The organism is Pseudomonas sp. E141, assembly GCF_052659885.1.
The window spans coordinates 4484689-4505179 of the sequence record NZ_CP084024.1 but is presented as its reverse complement, the minus strand read 5'-3'; the positions used below and the strand labels follow the sequence as shown (position 1 = coordinate 4505179).

10 protein-coding genes are annotated in these 20491 nt (G+C 61.4%); 4 read left to right on the top strand and 6 right to left on the bottom strand.

Going from position 1 to position 20491, the window contains the following annotated elements; translation table 11 throughout:
- Positions 1-44 precede the first annotated feature (44 nt).
- The 4 genes from GKKCFE_RS20190 to GKKCFE_RS20175 all read left to right on the top strand — a co-directional run bounded on the left by GKKCFE_RS20190 (position 45) and on the right by GKKCFE_RS20175 (position 13521).
- Positions 45-3677, top strand: a complete 3633-nt coding sequence (locus GKKCFE_RS20190; protein ID WP_445577023.1) for a Tc toxin subunit A — start codon at positions 45-47, stop codon at positions 3675-3677.
- Positions 3674-7759 (top strand): Tc toxin subunit A-related protein, encoded by a 4086-nt coding sequence (locus GKKCFE_RS20185; protein WP_445577022.1) that lies wholly within the window; start codon positions 3674-3676, stop codon positions 7757-7759. The genes GKKCFE_RS20190 and GKKCFE_RS20185 overlap by 4 nt, the downstream gene beginning before the upstream one ends.
- Entirely contained in the window at positions 7752-12521 is a 4770-nt protein-coding gene (locus tag GKKCFE_RS20180) for a hypothetical protein (protein WP_445577021.1), read from the top strand. Before GKKCFE_RS20185 ends, GKKCFE_RS20180 begins: the two co-directional genes overlap by 8 nt.
- A gap of 109 nt (positions 12522-12630) precedes the next feature.
- On the top strand, positions 12631-13521 hold the full coding sequence (locus GKKCFE_RS20175) for a hypothetical protein (RefSeq protein ID WP_316912147.1): 891 nt from the start codon (positions 12631-12633) through the stop codon (positions 13519-13521).
- A gap of 16 nt (positions 13522-13537) precedes the next feature.
- Here the strand turns inward: GKKCFE_RS20175 and GKKCFE_RS20170 are convergent, their stop codons facing one another.
- The 6 genes from GKKCFE_RS20170 to GKKCFE_RS20145 all read right to left on the bottom strand — a co-directional run bounded on the left by GKKCFE_RS20170 (position 13538) and on the right by GKKCFE_RS20145 (position 20469).
- The gene (locus GKKCFE_RS20170; RefSeq protein WP_439125210.1) at positions 13538-14869 is read right to left on the bottom strand and encodes a DUF58 domain-containing protein; all 1332 of its coding nucleotides are present in this window, start codon (positions 14867-14869) and stop codon (positions 13538-13540) included.
- A 217-nt stretch (positions 14870-15086) separates the two neighbouring features.
- Positions 15087-16091, bottom strand: a complete 1005-nt coding sequence (locus GKKCFE_RS20165) for an AAA family ATPase (RefSeq protein WP_445577020.1) — start codon at positions 16089-16091, stop codon at positions 15087-15089.
- Positions 16088-17251, bottom strand: a complete 1164-nt coding sequence (locus tag GKKCFE_RS20160; RefSeq protein ID WP_188252020.1) for a DUF4350 domain-containing protein — start codon at positions 17249-17251, stop codon at positions 16088-16090. The genes GKKCFE_RS20165 and GKKCFE_RS20160 overlap by 4 nt, the downstream gene beginning before the upstream one ends.
- Positions 17248-18786: a DUF4129 domain-containing protein gene (locus GKKCFE_RS20155; RefSeq protein ID WP_445577019.1), complete on the bottom strand. Its 1539-nt coding sequence runs from the start codon at positions 18784-18786 to the stop codon at positions 17248-17250. The genes GKKCFE_RS20160 and GKKCFE_RS20155 overlap by 4 nt, the downstream gene beginning before the upstream one ends.
- Positions 18773-19747, bottom strand: coding sequence for a stage II sporulation protein M (locus tag GKKCFE_RS20150; protein WP_445577018.1), 975 nt, complete (start codon positions 19745-19747; stop codon positions 18773-18775). Before GKKCFE_RS20150 ends, GKKCFE_RS20155 begins: the two co-directional genes overlap by 14 nt.
- On the bottom strand, positions 19744-20469 hold the full coding sequence (locus GKKCFE_RS20145; protein WP_076383680.1) for an RDD family protein: 726 nt from the start codon (positions 20467-20469) through the stop codon (positions 19744-19746). Before GKKCFE_RS20145 ends, GKKCFE_RS20150 begins: the two co-directional genes overlap by 4 nt.
- Positions 20470-20491 lie beyond the last annotated feature (22 nt).

The window sequence follows — 20491 nt, the reverse complement described above, 5'->3', positions numbered from 1 at the left end:
TCGTCGGGCCGCTCCGGGCCGTTATCGAATTCGAGGACTCGTCCATGGCTGACTCCCGCCCCGCTTTACAGCTGCTGAATCAGGTGTTCAGTGACCAACAACTCACCCACTACGCAACGCTGCACACGTACCTCGAAGAGGGCGGTTCGATCTTTACGCTGGTGGAAAAGGGCGTGCAGGGATTGGTGAGGGACTTTGGCGTGAGCGCCGATGACGCTCGTCAGCTGTTACGGCGCCTCAACAGCATGGCCATTTACCTGCGGCGTCAGTTCATCGAGCACACCCTGTACGGTTCGGCAAAAGAGCAGCGGCGGGCAAGCAGTGGTTTACTGTCGATGGTTCAAGGCCCCAGTTTCGAGCTCTTGTTCAATCCTCAGTTCGACAGCTTGTGCCCACCCCAGGCCCTGGAGTCCTTCGCATCACCCGTGGCGTATTTGATTGAGTTGATGCGGTGGATCGAGCAACGCATCGAAGCGGTTTCAAGCGACACAAGCAAGTTGCCCTTGCATGACCGGCGCAAAGACCTGAAGCCGCTGAGCATCGATTTCAACGCAGTGCATCAATCGGTGTCGTCGGTGGACATCATCGTCCCGGTGCTGGAAAAGTTTATCGGTCTGCTTCCAGAGGACCTGGAACAGGCCATGATCGAGGCGCGTTATCCCAACGGGCTGCCGTACTTCCAGCATTGGGTCACGGTGGACACCGTTGCCCGCCACCATGGCCTGTCGGTGGGCAGTTTTGCCCAAAGCGTGAGCCCGTCCTTTCCGTATTTTTTCCAGACCCAGGCCTGGTACAGCGATGTGGGCCCGGCCCTGGCCCATGCGTCGCGGCTGGGGCCTTATCAGCGGCGGTTGCTGACGGAGCCGCCCGTAGAGTTTGAGGGAGAAGGGGAGGGAGGCGAATACGAACACATGATTTTTTATATGCAGAACTTCGGCGCCGACGCGCTGACTTGGCAGGACCTCAACGAGGTGCCGTTCTTCGGCGAACGGACCAAGCTCGACACCCAGGGGCTCGAGGCTTTGCTGTCGGTACGGGGCTTTGCGCCAGTGCGTTCGGCCAATGTGACGTACTCGTCGCAGGTGCCTGAAGAACCGGAAAGCGGGCGCTCCGGTTCGGTTTACCTCAACGCCAATGCCCACCCCGCTCTCCATATTACCGGTCGCGGAGAGGGCAATTCGTTTCTTCATAAACTCTCCGTGAGTCCAGGCGACGCGGCGGGACTTGCGCATTACGACCGAATGAATCGCAAGTTGCGCCTGGATCAATGGCTGGCACTGCCCAGCGAACAGGTGGATGCGCTGCTGGTGGCGGCCATCAAGGCTGAAGTGCGCGGTGGTGCGCCGGCCGATGATTGGTGGATCACCGAACAGGTCGTGCATGCCCTCGGGCTGTTTCAGTCCTTGCGCGAGCGCTGTGAATGCCCGGTGAACGACTTTGCCGTGTTTATCGATGAGTTGTCGATTTACGGTCGCGGTGAAGCACTGTCCCAATTCGATCAGCTCTTCAATGGCCAGGGCGATTACCGTGACCCCTTGAAGCTCGACGGCGGAACGTTTCCGATCGTGCCGGCACCTGAGGTGCCCGACCTGACCGTCAGCCAATTGTGCAGCGCGTTGGGCATCGACCTGCAGACCTACAACTACCTGGCCCTGGCGATTGCCAATGCCCATGGCATCGACGGCGACAATCTGCCGCGTAACCTGGCGATCGTGTCCAGTTTCTACCGCATGGTGAAGCTGCCCCGGCTGTTGGGCATTACCCCGGTCGAAGGCGTGTTGTTGCTGACGGTGTTGGGTGGGGAGCTTTGGCTCAACGGTTTGGCGGGTGTGCCCCGGATCAACTCCACCACAAGCGATAGCCCGGATGTGCTGAACCTCATCCAGGCCATGCAATTGTGTGTGGACTGGTGTGCCGATCACGACCTGCCGGTGCTTTGGATGGTGCAGCAGGTCTCGCCGCCTTCTGCGCTGGACGCTTCCCGGGACGCTGAGGGTCGGCTTTTTGAGCAGTTGCTCAATCTGTTGCCCGGCGCAATGCTCACCCACTCGGCGATCCTGATGGGCGGTGTGCCGGCGATGGCGGGCGCCAGTTGGCTGGAGCTGCTGGGGATGCAAACGACATTGGTCGAGTCCGATGGGCTGGTGATGTCGCGCACGGGAACCGAGGCTCAATACCTGGACTTTGCGCGAAGAGAGCTTGATTACGCCGTGACCATCGGCCTTGGTGAACAATATGAACTGGAGCGCCCCGCCATCGTCGAGAGGCTCCTCGCCGTGGTGTTGGAGGCCAGGGACGCCCAGGTCTCGGTGGTCAAGGAATGCCTGGCGGTTTACACGGGTATCGGTTCCGAGCAAGCGCTCGAGGTGCTGGCGTGGGCCAATTCAACGGTGAGCCGGTTGCTGCGTCTGGTGCTCGAACGTGACCTTTCGCATCTTGAAGGCTCGGTGAAGCGACGCAACGCCTTGGCTGACCCATTGCTTGCGCTGCTGGCCGATGTGCGCCGTCGCAGTGCGGTGGTGGCGAAACTTGAGCTGAGCGCAGAGGTGTTGCGCGACTATCTGGATTACGGCCATAAAGCCTGGCTGGACCAGGACGACAAGCACGCGTTCACGGTGCGCACGCTTTATTACCTGACCACCCTCAACCGTGCGTTCGAGCTGAGCGACCAGCCGGCGCAGACGCTGCTCGACTACCTGCGCGAGGTCAATGCGCTGCCTTCTCCGATAGGGGGGCATGCACTGCGTCTGGCCGAACAAGCGGCGTCCATCCGGCTGGCCGGGTTTTTTGACTGGAGCGTGCAGGAGGTGCGCGAGTGCGTCAGCCGCTTCCAATCTGCGCAAAAAATCCTGAAAAACCTGCCCCAGCTCGATCTGTTGATGCGGGTCCGGGTGCTGGCGGCGCGCACCGGCATGGATGCCTTGACGATTTTCCTGATGGGCGGGCTGCCAGAAGAGATCAACAAACCCGCCTACAAGGCCGCCGCCGAACATGCCTTGCTGAGCCTGTCCGAATCCGATAGGCCGTTGGTGACCTTTACCGGGGATCTGAAGCAGCTCGTTACTGTGACGTGCAATCCGGACAAGTCCACGGTGGTGGCTGGGACTGATGAAACAATCACCTTCACCGTCACCCTTATGGACAGCGACGGGAACCCGTTGAGCGGCGTCAACGTTTACTGGAGCGCTGAACTGGGGACCGTTGAAACCAAGGCTACGGAACCCGACGGCGTGGTTGAGGCCGTGTACAAACCGGGCAAGGTGACGGGGTGGGACACGCCGCAATTCTGGCTCGATCTGTTTGAGCGCGAGTATGCCCCGACCGTCGAGGTCACTATCGATGCTAAACACATAGTCATCCCACTACGGTCCATGTCACCGGTACCTCTGGAAGCGGTACCTGCCGGTCAGGAAGTCGAACTCTACGCCACCATCAAGGACGTCCATAGAAACATTGCGAAAAACCATCTGACGCGCTGGTTAAGCAGTGACTTGGACGACGGGGGAGGCACGGTGGTTTATCGACCGGATCAGAGCTACACCAACCAGGAGGGCGTGGCCCGAACATTTGTTTCCAGCCCTACTGGCGGCAAGTTCCAGATCAGCGTTGCCCCTGAAGGTAACGTGTTAGCTAATTTCCCGCCCATCATCTTTGAAAGCGAGGAGCAAGTACCATGACTCTGAACACGTTGAGTGACTTGCTCGAAAAACGCCGGACCGCCCTGATCGAATACAGCCTCGGGCACGTTGAAAAAAGTGGTCAGAATCCTCCGTACAACTTCCTGCGGACCCCGGCGGACCTGTTCGAACTGCTGCGCCTGGATCCCCTGGACAGTTACCCGGTGCAAAGCTCCTGGGTCGCCGAAGCGACCAGTTGCGCCCAGCAGTTCATCCACGCCGCCTACCGCAAACTGGAACCCGGCTATGCCGACACCGAGTTCGACAAGCGGGACCTGGCCACCTGGGAGCTCTACAACAACTACCCGGATTGGTCGGCGCTGCAAATGATCGCGCTGTACCCGGAAAACTTCATCAACCCCTTCGTGCGGCAGCGCAAGACCAGCCTGTTCAAGACCCTTGAAAACAACCTCAATCAGGCACACTTGAACAGTGATTCGGTGCAGATTGCCTTGCAGGAGTACCTGCAAACCTTCGAGCAAACCTGCAACCTGGACGTGCTCAGCAGCTACATGGACAGCGTCTCGCCGGCCCGGGCCGACTACTACTTTGTCGGTCGCCAGCGTGTGCCGCCTTACCAATACTTCTGGCGCAAGGCCGAGGTCGAGCTCTCTCCCACTTGCCCGGCCATCAACCCGGCGGCCTGGAGTGAATGGCTGCCGGTGGACACGCCCACGGGCGTGACGATACTGGATATCCGCCCGGTGTTCTGGAGCGGAAGGCTCTGCCTGGTGTGGGCCGAATGGCAGTACAAGGTCGAAAGCGTGGACGAGGACGACGTAAGCCTGCCGCACCGGCTGGACATCAAAGTGGCGTTCATGGCCCAGAATGGCCGATGGTCGGCACCGCTGAGCCTGCACAGCAGCGTGCATGACGACGACCTGTCCCAAGGCGCCCGGTTGATTGCGACGGTGTGGGCCGACCCCTACAACCCCAAGGGCAAGCTGGGCGTTTTTTTGACCAGCGCTGAGGACTCCCTCAAGGTGTTTGCGGTGCGTGACGTGTTGTTCCGCCCCGTGCCCTGGGACGATGGCGGCTGGCTGGAACACGCGGCACTCAAGCGTTTTGTCACGGCTGAGACGGTGCAACATCCGCTGATGAATCAGCCGACCATGGTCACCTCCGTGGAGAGGACGGGCAGTTTGACACCGTACCTGAGCCTGCAGGCGGTGGTGTTTCGCGACGCCAGCACCGACATGGACAAGCTGTTTGTGCAGGGCTATTGCAGGCCAACGGGTTTGACCGGAGACGCCACCTTTGACCTGACGTTGCAAAATCCAGCCGGCGACCCTCCACCCATTTCGGGAAGTTTTCCCTTGGCCGGTGGCTGGAGTACCGAATGGCAGGAGTTTCAGCGTGAGAGTGGCTCATGGCCGGAGCCAACAACGTTTTCGTTCGGGCATACCGCAACCACGGGTGGATATGGCCGAAATAAATTCGAACTGACCATCATCAACGTCACGAAGTTTGCCCCTGTCTCACTGCTCAAGAACAGCCTCGATGCAGCGCAGTTTCTCTCCCTCAACCAACCCGAGCTAACCCTTAAGTACGCCCGCCTGAATTCGCTGTTCGGCCCCGAGCTGGTGCAGCGCTCGAATATCTCCGTCGAGGCGGTGCTGGATTGGGACACGCAGTTTCTGCCGGAGCCGCCCCCGGAAAGCCAAACGATCAGCGAGCCGAACGGAGCCTTCGACGGCGCTAACGGTCTGTTTTTCTGGGAGCTGTTTTTCCACCTGCCGCATCTGGTGGCCACACGTTTGCGCACCGAGGACCGCTTCCTGGAAGCGCAGAAATGGTTGCATTACCTGTTCGACCCGCAAGCGCCGGCCGACCCGGCCAACGACCCTCAGTACCCGAATCCCAAACCGAAGTATTGGCGCTGCCGCCCTTTGAATAGCAACGGCAACCTGGGCTGTGAAACCCAGGCGCCCACCGACCCTGACGCCATCGGCTATTCGGCGCCCCGGCACTTTCAGATTCTGGTGTTCTCGGAGTACGTCAAGAACTTGCTGGCCTGGGGCGACTGGTATTACCGCCAGCTCACCCGTGACAGCCTGGTGGCGGCCAAGCTGTGTTACGTGCAGGCCGAATTTCTGATGGGCAAGGCACCGGCGGTGCGCACGGTCAACCGCTGGGAAACCGATACGGTGGACAGCTTGATGAACAAAAGCAGGTCGCGGCCGGCGCTTGAGCAGTTCGAGCAAAGCCTGGTGTTCAGCCTCGCGGATTTCCCCGTGGCCGCCGAAGCGCCGCCGCTGCTGGGGCTGTTGGCCAACGAGCCTTTCAAGGCTCCGATCAATGAGCAGTTGCTCGCGCTGTACGACTTGCCCGGCCAGCGCCTGCATAACCTGCGCAACAACCTCACCCTGGACGGCAAGCCACTGGACACACCGCTATTCAGCCCACCCACCGATCCCAACGCGTTGTTGCGCGACCTGGCGGCCGGTGGTGTCGGTGCGCCAAGGCCCATGGGCGGTCGGTTGGTGGTGGGGGCTTTCCGCTGGCGCACGACGTTCGAGGTGGCATTGCGCGCCGTGCAGGCGCTCCAGGATCACGGCGCCCAGGTGCTGCGTCTGCTTGAACAACGGGACCAGGCCGAGCAGCAGGAACTGCAACAGAACCATCTGGTGGAACTGGGCAGCTACGCCCAGACGGTGCAGGAACAGAACATCACTCAGCTCCAGGCGAGCAGGACTGCGCTGCAGCAAAGCCGGGCGGTGGCAGAGGAACGGGCAACCGCTTATGAGCATCTCTACAACGAAAACGTTTCGAAGGTCGAATACGAGGTCATGGAGAGCTTGCAGCTTTCCAAAATCCTGGCATTGACCTCGGCAAGCATCAAACCCGCGGGCGCCGTGATTGCCTCGATGCCCAATATTTTTGGTTTGGCCGCCGGTGGGCATCGTCTCGAGAAAATAGCCGACGCGGTTTGTTTCGGTCTGGATGTTGCTTCGTCGGTGTTGCAAATGGACGCGGACAAACAGGCCACCACCGAAAGTTATCGGCGTCGCCGTGAAGAATGGCTACTGCAACGTAATCAGGCGCAGGCGGAGGTGCGTGCGCTCGATGCGCAAATCACCGCTCAGACCCACGCGGTGAGCGCCGCTCAAACCACGCTGGATCAAACCCTGCTGGCCAACAACCAGGCCTTGACGGTGTACAACTTCATCAAAAAGCGCGCGTCCAATGCCGAGCTGTATGGCTGGCTGCTGGGTCAGTTCAAGGCGTTGCATTACCAGGCCTACGATGCCGTCGTCAGTCTGTGCCTCAGCGCCCAGGCCTCGCTGAGTGCCGAAACCGGTGACTATGATTCGCAGATCCCCTTGCCCCAGGTCTGGCTGGACAACCGCCACGGTCTGACGGCAGGCGAACACCTGCGCGGGCATTTGATGCGCATGGAGCGTGAGTACCTGCAACGCTTTGAACGGCGGTTGGAACTGGTCAAAACCATTTCCTTGCGCCAGTTGTTCGATGATGCGAGCGACCCGCAGGCCCCCAACAGCAGTTGGGCGAGCGCCCTGGATCAGTTGCGCACCAAGGGAACGCTGGAGTTCAAACTCTCTCAATTGCTGTTCGACCGCGACCACCCGGGGCATTACTGCCGGCAAATCAGCTCGGTCGAGGTCGACCTGCCTGTGCTGATCGGGCCCTATGAACATGTACGTGCCACCTTGCTGCAGATCAGCAGCATGACGGCTACCAAGGCATCCCTTCCAGCGGTGAAGTACTTGCATGATCCCGTGGGTAACGTGGCGCCTTCCGATGTGCAGATCAACCTGCGCAGCGGTCAGCAGATCGCCTTGTCGATGGGGCTTGGCGACCACGGCATGGTGGCGATGAAACCCGATGACAACATGCTCAACCCCTTCGAAAACACCGGGGTGGTTTCACGCTGGCTGTTGAGTTTTCCAAGGGCGGTCCAGGAGCCGCAGAAGAGCACGCTGCTGTCGTTGACGGACATCATCGTGCGCATCCGTTACATGGCCAGGGCCGGCGAGCCACCGTTCGTGCGAGCCGTCGAAGATCAGATCAGCCTGACTCCCCCCTACTCAACCGCCGAAGGAGCAGCTCGCCATGAATAAGCCGATTGTCCTGGCCAATGAAAATCTGGTGCTCAATGGCGACTTTGAAAACTGGATCGAGCACTGGACACGGGGACCGATTCCGGGCGACCTGGGCACTGGGAAGGAATGGTATGAGGGGGAGGAGGAGTTCGTTAGTTTTCTAATCATCGGCGATGAGGCTTCGGTCAGTCAGGCGCTGACGGCGCCCAAGGATCCAGGCGCTCCAGCGCGCTACGTCCTCACCTTCTTATGCGAGACGAGGCACACCGAACCGGGCAGGCTGGTCATTAGCAGCGATAAACATCCGCAGGAGCAGGAAATCCTGTTGCCGCGAGGAGCAGCCCGGGATGTGGAGGAGGATCAGGCACGGCTGAGGGACGGTCAGCCGCTGGATTACAGACCTATTGCCTACAACGTACCCTTGGACCTGCCGTTCAACGCTCAAGACACCCTCACGCTGAATATTCAAAGCCCGCGAAACGCCCCCGAAGACGACATCGGGGCCATCCGCATTACGCGCATCAACCTCCAGGTGTACCTTGAGCCAGTGCTGATGCAAGCGTTCAAGCTTGACGAGCAGACACTGCCGGCAACCGGGCCTTTGTACGTGTGCCTGGGGGCCTCGGGTGACTTGGCTCATCAGCTTGAATTCAGGCCCGATCCGGACAATGCATGGGCCGGCACCCAAGCCGCGTTGACCAGCGATGACAACCCCCAGGGCGCGGTGCTCGCGACCCCGGCCTGGGGTGTGGATCACCCGTTGGATTCGGCCTGGGCCCTGGACTGCCCGGCGATCGGTGAAGACGGTCCCTATCTGTTTTCGATGGACCTGGTTAACCAGTACGCCGCCGATGCTTATCCGGTGCAGGTGTCCCTGGGGCATCATCGGCTGGCCTTTCGTGGCGTGCTCGAGGCGGCGTATTACCCGGTGCTTGAATACGACCAAAGTGTGCGCTTAGGGGTGCAGGTCACTTCCTATTACACCGGGCAACCCTTGAGCGACCGCACCGTGAACTGGACCTCCACGACCGGGCAGGTCACCGGCGTTGCCGTCAGCCGAACTGACGGCTGGGCCTACTTCGATTTTCAACCGACGCAGGCCGGTGATGTCGAGATCCAGGCGTCGGTCGAGAGCCTGTACTACGCCTCTGGCACGTTGACTCAAACCCTGACAGTGCGGGTGCTGGCCACGGATCCGTGGAAGGATGTGCTGACGGTGGTCGAGGGGGTTGAGTCGCGTTGGGAGGAAAAAACCGGTTACCCCAACCGCGGCTCGGAGTATCCCCTCGACGTGAAACTGCCCGCCGCCAGCCCCTTGCAGGGGACGCAGCTGTCGTTGCATTGGAGTGGTGATTCCCACGAGCAACTGGGGGTGGCCGTCAGCCCGGCCCTTGAAGCTCCGGTGCCGGTCACCGGCGCCGAACTGGCCTGGACCTTGACCAACGAAGATCGGTCTGACGGTCGGTTCGACCTGCAACTGACCTGTTCGAAACTGTTGCTGCCTTCACCGAAAAAAAACATGTCGCTGGCGCGCAATCTGGTTCGGGTGGGTGAAGTCCGAGAGGCCAACAAGTTTCCCGTGGTGGACGAAAACGAAAGCGTGCTGTTGCGGGTGCAGGTGGTGCACTTCGTGGCCAGCGGCGACGGCGATCCGGTCATCAATGCCCAGGTCGAATGGAAAACCGGGGGCGAGACGCTATCCACCGTTACCACCGGCATCGGCGGTTGGGCCAGTGTGTTGTACACGCCGCAGAGTGCGGGGGACAAAGTGGTCATCGCCAGCATCAAGGGCCATGGCGAGGCCGTGGCGGTGGAGCGCCCGTTTGAGGTGAAGGCGATTGCCACCAGCCCCTGGAAAAACGAGGTCAGTATTCTGCTCGATGGCGAGGTGGTCGAGCGCAATGCGCTCGGTGTGCTCTGCTGGCGCGGGCAGACGCACACACTCAAAGTGCTGCCCAATTCCGGCAGTTCGTGGATCGGTAAGAACATCAGTCTGCATTGGCGCGGGACGGCGCCGGATATCGGGCTGGTGCCCAGTGATCTTGGAACGCCCAAGCAGTTGGTGGCAGCCGGTGCGCAATGGACGCTCGCCTCACAGGTCAATAGCAGCACCAGCAGCCTGTTTGAGCTGGAGTTGCGCCTGGAGAGCGTTTCAGTCGTCCGCGAGCTGACGGGGCGATTGATGTCCGAGAATCTGACGGAAGAAGTCAGCCTGAGACTCGACCAGATAACCGCCGCACTGGACGCCCAGGCGCTTTATCCGTGTCTGGGCGCGCTTCATCGTTTTAGCGTTTTACCCAATGCGCTGAGCCCGCTGGTGGGGTTGGAATCAACGTTGGCGTGGTCGGGGACACCCGCCGAGGAACTGGGGGCAACGGTGCGCCCTGCGTTGAATCTTGCGCAACCGATCAACGACGGCGGCGCGATCTGGACGCTGGACTTTACCGCCAGTGAACAACCGGGCGAGTTTGCCCTGGCGTGGGCAGTGCCTGCGCTGGACTTCGTCGCCACGGCCAAGCCGATGACGCTGGCGCATAACAAAGTCAGGATCCAGGGCTGGCGCGAATCGCCGGTCGACCCAGTGGTCGGGCAGGATCCTGCGTGGCTGTGGGTCCAGGTGGTTTCCCACTTCACCGGGCGTGCCGTGGAGCAGGTGCCGGTGACCTGGACAGCGGGCAGTTCAAGCGCGCAACCCACCGACGCCGATGGTTGGTCGGGTTTTGCCGTGGCGCCGGCCGCCGCCGGCACCCAGGCGGTGAAGGCCTCGGTCAGCAGTCGTTACGACGGCTACGAAGAGGAGCGCAACTTTGAGGTCATGGCGCTGGCAAGCGATCCGTGGGCGGGGCTGACGGTCCGGTTTGATGGCGCGCCCGCGCGACCCTGGGGTGAAAAAACCTACTTTCCGCGCCGCAAGGGCGAACATGTTTTTGAGCTGATGGCCTCCGAGAACAGCCCTTTGTTCGAGCGTGAGCTGACGCTTGGCATGACCGGAACCGGGCCCACCGAACTGGGCATCAGCTTTTTACCTGACCCCTTGGGAATGCCTCGCGAGTTTCCCAGCGAGGGCTTGCGTTTCACGCTCAAGGCCGGCGATCTGAGGGACGGCAGCTTTGCCTTGCGCCTGGCGTCCCAGCGTCTGGCCAGCCTGTCCCCGGCGAACGCGATGTCGTTGGGCGAGGGCGAGCAAGTGCTGGAGATTCGCTGGGACAGCGGGGTTCAGCAAATACTGGAGTGGGAGCAGGAACTGGTCGAACAGGTCACCGTGATCTCCTCCATCAGTGGCAGGCCGATTGCCGGGGTGATCGTGACCTGGCGCGGTGATGACCTGGGGGAAGTGACCACCGTGACCGATTATTACGGGGTGGCGCGCGTGCGTTATGTGCCCACCACGCCCGGCGCGGCACAGTTGACTGCGACGGTGGGGGAAGGGCCGTACGCGGCATCGGTGGCGCTGTCGTACTTCTTGCACGAGCCCCGGGAAATCCAGTCGCTCACCAGCGACCAAGCCAATGGTCATATCGGCGAGCTGGTTTCAGCGCTCGTGACCGTGGTGTCGGCCATGACCGGCGAGCCCTTGGAAGACGTCGAGGTGCGGTGGGAGTATCCCCACATCACTATTGCGCCGACCCGGACAAATGCCGACGGGCAAGCCCCGGTGCAGTTCAGGTTGCCTGGCGTGCGGAAGGGGGGGCTATACGCCATTGTCACGGGGGGCTATGCGGGATGGGAGGTGGCAGGTCTGACCTTTGAGCTGCTGCCCAATGACATGACCTGGCTTCAGGAATTCAACCCCTACATCAATGGCCAACCCGTAAGGTGGCCTGACGTGGAACTGAATCTGGTCCCCGGAGAGGTTTGCACGCTGACGCTGGATTATGAGTACAGCTGGTTGATCGGCGATCCGGATGCGCAAGTCCTTCTGGAATATAAGCCGGGCGAAGAAGCACAGGGTTTGGTATTCGATCCGCCGTTGGGACAGCTGGTGGCGATGGAGGCGGGGAGTACTGCGTTGAGTTGGTCTATTTCCACCCAGGAGACCCAGATTGACCCGTTTGTATTGCAATTCGATATGCCGCTGATGAGCGGGATGCCGAAGTCTCCGCCCTTGCCGGGAGGGTCTGTCAGACCTGATTACGAAGTGGTGGATCTGAGTGTTCCTCAGGTCGGTATTCTTTTTAACGAATCCATGAAGGCGCAGGTGTTGGTGCGTCACCGAATCGACAAAACTCCTCAGGCCGGCGTAGACGTGACGTGGGATTTCACGGGGCACCCAACCGTTGTTACCCAGACTGACGCTACCGGTGTGGCCTATTGCGATATTCAGGGCGAACACCACACCGAAACCGGCATTGCCAGGCTGACGGCTTCTGTTTGGAGTCAACCGGGTGATGCTGGAAGCACGTTTGTCGATGTGTGGTTGTTTGATGTAAGCAATGCGCTGCTTCGTGGAACTGAAGTGAGGATCGATGGCTTGCCTTATGTGTGGGCGATAACGTATCCCTACAGGTTTGTCAAAAGCGAAGCGACCATCAGCGTGAAGTTTCGCGAGGAGGATGTAGGGCGTGATTGTGCGATCGCCTGTACGCACCCTGGCGTGGTGTTCACGCCACCGGCCAATGAGTTGCGACCTGTTCCTGTTACATCCCAGCTTGAATGGAACATCAAGGTCGAGCTGCCGCTGAATACCCGATTTGCTTTCTCCGTGTATTGCCTGGGTGTCACTGGCTCTGCCGGCGGTCATTTTCTCTTCGTACCCGGTTCAGTTGAAGGGCAGCGCTAGCGTGGGCTGGGAGGTAGCACCTATGAAAGTTGTATCAGTACCCAATGACATGACCTGGCTTCAGGAATTCAACCCCTACATCAATGGCCAACCCGTAAGGTGGCCTGACGTGGAACTGAATCTGGTCCCCGGAGAGGTTTGCACGCTGACGCTGGATTATGAGTACAGCTGGTTGATCGGCGATCCGGATGCGCAAGTCCTTCTGGAATATAAGCCGGGCGAAGAAGCACAGGGTTTGGTATTCGATCCGCCGTTGGGACAGCTGGTGGCGATGGAGGCGGGGAGTACTGCGTTGAGTTGGTCTATCTCCACCCAGGAGACCCAGATTGACCCGTTTGTACTGCAATTCGATATGCCGCTGATGAGCGGGATGCCGAAGTCTCCGCCCTTGCCGGGGCAAATAAGTCAGCCGGAGTTTGAGAACACGTTTGACGAAATTCCAGTGACTTTTGGAGGCAGTGCCTATCCCTGCCATGGCGCAAGGCACACCTTTACCGTGCGACCGCACTCCTCCAGCCAGTTTCTGAATAAAAATGTAAAACTGGTATGGAGCGGGGAGCCCGCCGCAGATCTCGGTGTGGTGATCACCCCCCCATTGCACACTCCCCAGTTGCTGGGCCCGGAGGGCGTGACGTGGCAGTTGAATTTCTTGAATACGACCCAGGATGCGGACTTCTCCTTGCACATGGAAGCCGTGGAGTCGGGGGAGACGACTGAGGTATTGGCCATGTCATTGGGCAATAACCTGGTAAAGGTTGAACGTTGGACGACGAGACTGAATACGGACAGCTCAACGACGAGTCCGCCACCTGATCGTATAAAGAGCATTCGTGCCCGTTCTCGGTATTCGAATAAAGTCGCCGCCGGGCTTGAGGTACTCGTCAACGGAGGGCCTTACGGCATTCGCACCGATGAACGCGGTGAGGCTTCAATAGGCGAATTTGGAGACGATAATTTTCATTTGTCGATCCGTAACCGTTACGACGGAAGTACGGTCTGACAACGCTTCTGAGGTTCTACAAATTCCCCGCCTTCTTCCACCCCAGATACAACGTCACCAGCTCGGCCCCCAACTCCCCGGGCCGGGCTTGCAGCACCGCCACCCCATGGGCACTCAAGCGCTCATGCAATTCGGCCCGGGCGTTCAAATAATCCACTGTCCCGCAATAGGTCAGGGCTTCGGGCAACGTTTGCACCGGCGTCTGGCGTAAGCGGTCGAGGGCCTCTTCCCGCAGGCTCGCCACCAACACCCGATGCTGCTGGCCGAGCCGTTTGACGGCGGTGAGCAGTTCTTCGTCGTCCTCATCCCGAAGATTGGTCACCAGCACCACCAGGGCTCGGCGCTTTTGCCGGGTCAGCAGTTGGGTGACGGCGGCCTGGTAGTCGGCCGGGCGTTGGCTGCTGTCCAGGTCGTACACGGTGTTGAGCAACACGTTGAGTTGGCCGGTGCCTTTGACCGGTGCGAGGTAGCGTGGCTGTTCGCTGGCGAAGGTGCTCAGGCCCACGGCGTCACCCTGGCGCAGCGCGGTGTAGCTGAGCAGCAGGCAGGCGTTGAGGGCGTGGTCGAAGTGCGCCAGCTCGCCGTCCTGGCTGCGCATGCGCCGGCCGCAATCGAGCATGAAGATGATCTGCTGGTCGCGCTCGTCTTCGTACTCCCGGGCAATCGGTGTGCGATGGCGGGCAGTGGCCTTCCAGTCGATCTGGCGCAGGCTGTCGCCTTCGCGAAATTCGCGCAGTTGATGAAACTCCTGCCCCTGGCCGCGCCGTTGGCGCTGGCGGATACCCAATTGGCTGAGCCAGTTGTCCACCGCCAGCAGTTGACCGTCGTAGAGTCTGGCGAAATCCGGGTAGACGCGGGTGTGGTCGAGGGCGTCCAGCAGACGTTTGCCGGCCCACAGGCCCAATGGGCTGGGCAGGCTGATTTCGCAGTGTTCAAAGCTGAAGTGACCGCGCTTGAGCGGGCGCAGGCGGTAGCCAACCTGGCTGTGTTGACCGGGTTGCAGCTCGACCGACAAGGGGAGGCTTTCGAAGTCCAGGCCGTCGGGGACGTGATCGAAGACCTGAACATTCAGCGGCTGCGCAAAGTCATGGCTGATCTGTAGCCGCACTTCGCTCCAGCGACCCAGTGCCAGGCTGCCGGGCATCTGCCGTTGCACCCGGGGCGAGGGCAAGTGCTTGAGGCGTACGGCATCAAGTATTGCTAGGGCCAGAAGGGCCAGCAGCAACCCCCAGTGGATCGACAGCAACATCGATGGAACCGCAACGCCCAGCGCCCGCAACGCGCCCAGCACGATGCCGAGGGCCAGCAGAATGGCGAGCCAGGTCAGCAGTAGGCGCGCGGGTTTCATGGGGGCGTTCCCTTGGAGAAGGTATTTGCTTTGGTAAAAGAGTTTGCCGCCAAGAGGTTTCCTGTGGCGAGGGAGCTTGCTCCCGCTGGACGCGTAGCGTCCCCTTGCGGTGTGCCAGGCAAAACCAGGGGGCTGCTTCGCAGCCCAGCGGGAGCAAGCTCCCTCGCCACAGAAAGCGGTCTTGCCTCAAGAAGTGCTCTTGGCACAGGCCGCCTCCTCACAACCGCGGCGCCGGCACTTGATCGAGCAGTTGCCCCAGCACCTGATCCACCGAAAGCCCTTCGATGTCCAGCTCCGGTGCCAGCCGCACCCGGTGGCGCAGGACGGCCAGGGCGCAGCCCTTGATGTCATCCGGCACCACGAATTCGCCGCCGCGCAACAATGCCCGGGCCCGGGCGCAGCGCACCAGGGCAATCGAGGCACGCGGCCCGGCGCCCAAGGTCAGGCCCGGCCAACTGCGGGTGGTGCGGGCCAGGCGCACGGCGTAGTCGAGCACCTGATCGTCCATCGGCAGGTCACTGGCGATGCGTTGCAGCGCTTGCACGTCCTTGGCCTGCAACACCGTGCGCAACGGTTGTACATCGAGCATGTCGGCCCGGGTCGAACGGCTGACCTGACGGACCATGTTCAATTCCTGGTCGGCGTCGGGATAGTCCATGCGCACTTTGAGCATGAAACGGTCGAGCTCGGCTTCCGGCAGCGGGTAGGTGCCTTCCTGTTCGATCGGGTTCTGGGTGGCGAGCACCATGAACGGTTGGGCGATGGGCAAGGCGCGACCTTCGAGGGTGACCTGGCGTTCCTGCATGGCTTCGAGCAGCGCCGCCTGGGTCTTGGCCGGGGCGCGGTTGATTTCGTCGGCCAGCAGCAGGTTGGTAAACACCGGCCCCTTGCGCAGCTTGAGCTGCTCGGTTTGCAGGTCGTACACCGCGTGCCCGGTGACGTCGCTGGGCATCAGGTCGGGGGTGAACTGGATGCGCGCGAATTCGCCGCCGAAACAGCGGGCCAGGGCGCGCACCAGCAGCGTCTTGCCCAATCCTGGAACCCCTTCGAGCAAGACGTGCCCGCCAGCGATCAGGGCCGTGAGCACATCGTCGATCACCGCGGCCTGGCCGACCACCGCCTTGTGCAGCTCGGTGCGAATAGCCTGGGCCAGTTGACTGGCGCGCTGGCGCTGTTGGGCGGCGTGGGTCTGGCCGCCGGCAGGTTCGTTCTCTTCAGTCATAAGGCATTCCTGAGGGTTTGCAGATGGGCGACCTGACGGCAGAACTCAGCGCTGGACATGCGCTGTTGCGGTCGGGGGCTTAAGGCCTGGCTGATGGCCCGCGTGGGTTGGCGGGTCAGACGGGCGAGCACTTGCCATTGTTCGGCCACGGCCAGTTGTTCGAAACCGGGATGCAGATGGCGTGCCCGGCGCAGCACGTCCTGTTGCAAGCTGTGCAGCAGATGCTGACGGCCATTGTGTCGTAGATGAAAACCGGCGCTGGCCTGCACATGCTCCTCCAACTGGCGCCGCGCCTTGGGAGCCGGTTGTTGCAGCGGGCCCTGACGCACCGCCGAACGCCAGAGCCAGAGGGCGATCAAGGCCAGCAGCGCCACCAAGGCCTGGGGGAAATAACGCAGCAACAGGGCCAGCAAGTTGTCGTGGTCGATGTCATACAGCAGCGTCACATGGGTGTCGGCGCTCAAATACCAGAGCAGCCAGGCGTTGTCGTATTGGTCGATGTGGTCGTTCTTCCACAGCTCGGCGTCGGTGAGCACGGTGATCGAGCCCAGGCCGTGGTTGAGCTGCATCATGTGGGTCGCCAACGCGCTGTTGGCCCAGGCCTGGGCGAGGTTTTGCGGGTCTTCGAGGTGGAAATCGGTGTCGAAGCCGACATACGCGGGTGCTTCTTCGTCCTCCAGGTACAGCTTGGTCAGCTTGGGGTAGCGATCCTTGATGAGTTCGGGCTCCGGCGCCTTGAGGTCCTTGCTCAGGAATTGACGCAGGCGCACACGGTCCAGCAATAAGTCGCCGCTGCTGGCGGTACTGTTATCCCACAAGGCCTCAGCGACAAACAGCAATCGTCCACCGGCCTGGGCCCAGTTCATCAACTGATCGACTTCCCGTGGGGTCATGTGGGTGCGTTCACCCAACAACAGCAGGCTGCGCTGATCAGGCTCAAGGTTGGGCAGGACGTCCAGATTATTGGCGTGCTCGACGTTTATGCCCTGCCGGCGCAGGAAATGTTCGGCGGCCAGGTAGGGATTGGCCTGGGCCTCGGGGGAGGGGCCGTGATCGATGGTTTCCTGATAGGGCACTGCCTTCAGGAACAGGTAAATGCCCAACACGCACAACAGCGCGGCCACCCCGGCGCCGACCAACAACCCTGCGCGGCGATTCATCGAGACGTCTCCGACCCGAACAACCCGCGCCAGTCATCGCACAGTTGCTGTTGCAGGTGGGGTGGCGGCGGGCGATGGCCGTATGCAATGTTTTGCCAGTGCTGAGTCAGGTGTTGGCTGAACGTCAGCAGGCGTTCATGCTCAAGCTGTTCGATGCGTTGCAGCACCTGGCCTTCGGTGTCGGCCGGTTTCAAGGGAAGCGCAAAGTCATGATGCAACCGGCTGAGCAAGGCCCGATACAGCAGCCCCAGGGCCTGGCGAGGGTCAGCGGCCCATAGTTGTTCCACGCTGGTGGCCACGTCGTCGGGCAGGCTTTCTTCGCGAATATCCAGACCGAACATCTGCGCCGGCACCGGTCGTGCCACGGGTGGGCGTTTTGTCGGTCGCAGATTCACCAAGGCCCTGAGCCTTTCCCGGTAGCGCCAGGCCAGCCAGGCAATCGCCGCCACCAGGCAGGCCCACAGTACGATCTGGATCAGCGCGGCGGCGATGTCGAAGCGTTGGCCGCTGATCCATTTGAACCATGCCTTGAGCCAGCCCGGCGCTTCGTCGGTCTCGGCGGATTCGGCGGTTTCTTCACCCAGTCGATAGCGGGTGACCGTTTCCGGGTTCTTGAACGGCGGAGCCTGGAGGATCGCCTTGATGCTGTCCTTGGAGGCTTCGCTGGTAAGAGGTTGGTTGAGCAGCCGCGGGCTGTCGGGGCCGGTGTTGTCTTCGGCGGCCCAGGCCGGCGGTGCCAGCGGCACCAGCAGCAGTGCCAGCAGCATCAGCGCGGGGGCGGTGCTGCTCAGGCGTTGGCGCAGGCGTCGGAACACCAGTTCAATGTCCCAGGCTTCGAGTATCGTGCGCCGGTTCAGGTAGAGGCTGAAACCGCAGGCGACATACACCGGCTCCCAGATGATCAGCAGCAGGGGATACAACAAGTTGATCAGGTGTTCGAGCCACAACCAGTCGTGCTCGGCGACGGCGATCAGCGTCTGCCAGTTCCATTGCAGCTCTACCTGCTGCGGCACGAGCAGGTAGAACAGGGCCATGAGGCCGAACCACAAGGCGATCTCCAGGTGGACACCGATCACGGTCAGCCATTGCGCTGCGCCACGGTTGCGTTGCAGCAGCACCCGCAAGCGCTGTTCACGCGCCTCGCCGTCGAGTCCTTCGAGTTGCACCACGGGCATCAGGAAGCTGCGACTCAGGCTCAGCCGTCGCCAGGTCAGGCTTGCCAGCAACTGGGGCTTGAGCAGCGCGGGCCACTGACGCAAGGCCTGTTTCAGCGTCGGTGTTTCGCCGAACAGCGCCTTGGACAAAATGTACAGGGGCAAACGGTCAAAGGCCGGTTTCAACCACCAGAACAGGAACATCGCCAGAGAGGGCGAATCCCACAGCAGCAGGGACAACAGCGCAAACACCGGCAGCGTGATGACGGCCCAGCTGGTCATCAGCAAACGTCGATGCTGCTGGCTCATCAGCACGCCCAGGTCCATGGCTTCCCAGGTGGTGCGCGGGCGGATGACCACGGTGGCATCACTCAGACGCATGGCGGACCCGTCCGGCAAACACCAGATAACTGATCACCAAAAGCCACAACAAGGCGCCGACCGTGTATTTGGTCGCGGCTGTCACGGCGCTGGAGGACCAGTACGCTTCGATGAACGCGGCAATCAGCAGCAACAGCATCACGCCGCCGACCATCAGCACACTTTTGCCGGCGGCGATCCGCAAGGCCTCGCCTCGGGTGAGGCGCCCCGGCGCGATCAACGCCCAGCCCAGTTGCAGGCCGGCGGCGCCGGCCAACGTGATGGCGGTGAGTTCGAAGGCGCCGTGGCCGATGACGAACGACCAGAACGTCCCACCCGAGCCGATCAGGGTCAGATGCCCGGCCACCGCACCAATGGTCAGGCCGTTGAAAAACAGGAAGAACGCGCTACCCAGGCCAAACATCAAGCCACTGGCGAATGTCTGAAAGGCGATGCCGATGTTGTGCATGATGTAGTAGCCGAACATGACCCAGTCTTGGCTGGCGGCCCGCTCGATCGAACGCCCCAGGTGCCCGCTGGCCGGGTCGTACATGCCACGTATCTGGCTGACTTCCTCGACGCTCAACAGGCTGTAGACCAGCTCGGGAAACAGATAGACCAGCAGCCCGATGCCGATCAGGCTACCCATGAACATCGCTCCGGCGGCCAGTACGAAACGCCATTGTTCCCGCACGAGTCGGGGGAAACCGGCCAGGATGAAAGTCGAAAGACTGGTCGATGGCCGGCTGCGATCCCGATAGAGTTGCTGGTGACCGCGCAGCGCCAACTGCTGCAGCGTGTCGACCAACAGGCTGCTGTAACCCCGTGCCTGGGCCAGCGCCAGATGCTGACAAAGCCTGCGGTAGGCAGGAGGAAAGTCACTGCTTTGGGGCACGTTACGGCTGCGCTCCAGTTGATCGAGTTGTCGGGACAGTCGGTCCCATTCGCCTTGGTGGCGGCTTTCGAACAGACTTTGTTTCATGTCGGCCCCAGCAGGCCACGGGCGATGCCATTGAGTTCGGCCACGGCTCTGGGGGCCTGGACGTTCAGTGGCGCGGCCAGGATGCTCGCCAGTTCGTTGACCCGCGCTTGGGACAGTTCAGCCTGGCGTTCAGCGAAACCCAGCACGGCGCGTTGCTCGTTCAGGCTCAGGGTAAAGGGCGGTCGTATCGACTGCGCCAGGGGCAGCGCGGGACGTTTGACCGGTTGCTCGCGATACACCACCAGGGTGCCGGCGGCCAGGTCTCCCAGGCGTTTGAAGGCAGGATGTTGCAGGCAACTGATTGCCCCGAAGGTGTAGCCGAAGGGCAGCATGTCGACAAAACGCAGCAGGTTGCGGATCAGTGAAGCGGACCAGCCGATAGGCCTGCCGTCGTCCTGCACCACTCGCAACCCCATGATCTGCTTGCCGGGGGAGCGCCCCTGGTTCAGCACCTCGAACAGCACCATGTACCACCAACTGACAACGAACAGCAGGATGGAGCCCAGGCCAATGCCCAGCTCACCAAAAAACGCCAGGATGATGAACACCAGCCCCAGGACCAGCCCGCGTATGCCCAGGTCGATGGCAAAGGCCAGCGCACGAGGCATCAACCCCGCCGGGCGCAGCGGCAGGTCGATGCCTTCGGGCGTTTCAACCTGATACCGCGTATCGAGTGGCGGGGGCAGCGTCGCGTTCCTTTGCAGTGCTGGTCTCTCGAGCATGGTCAACCTGAGTGATGGGCCG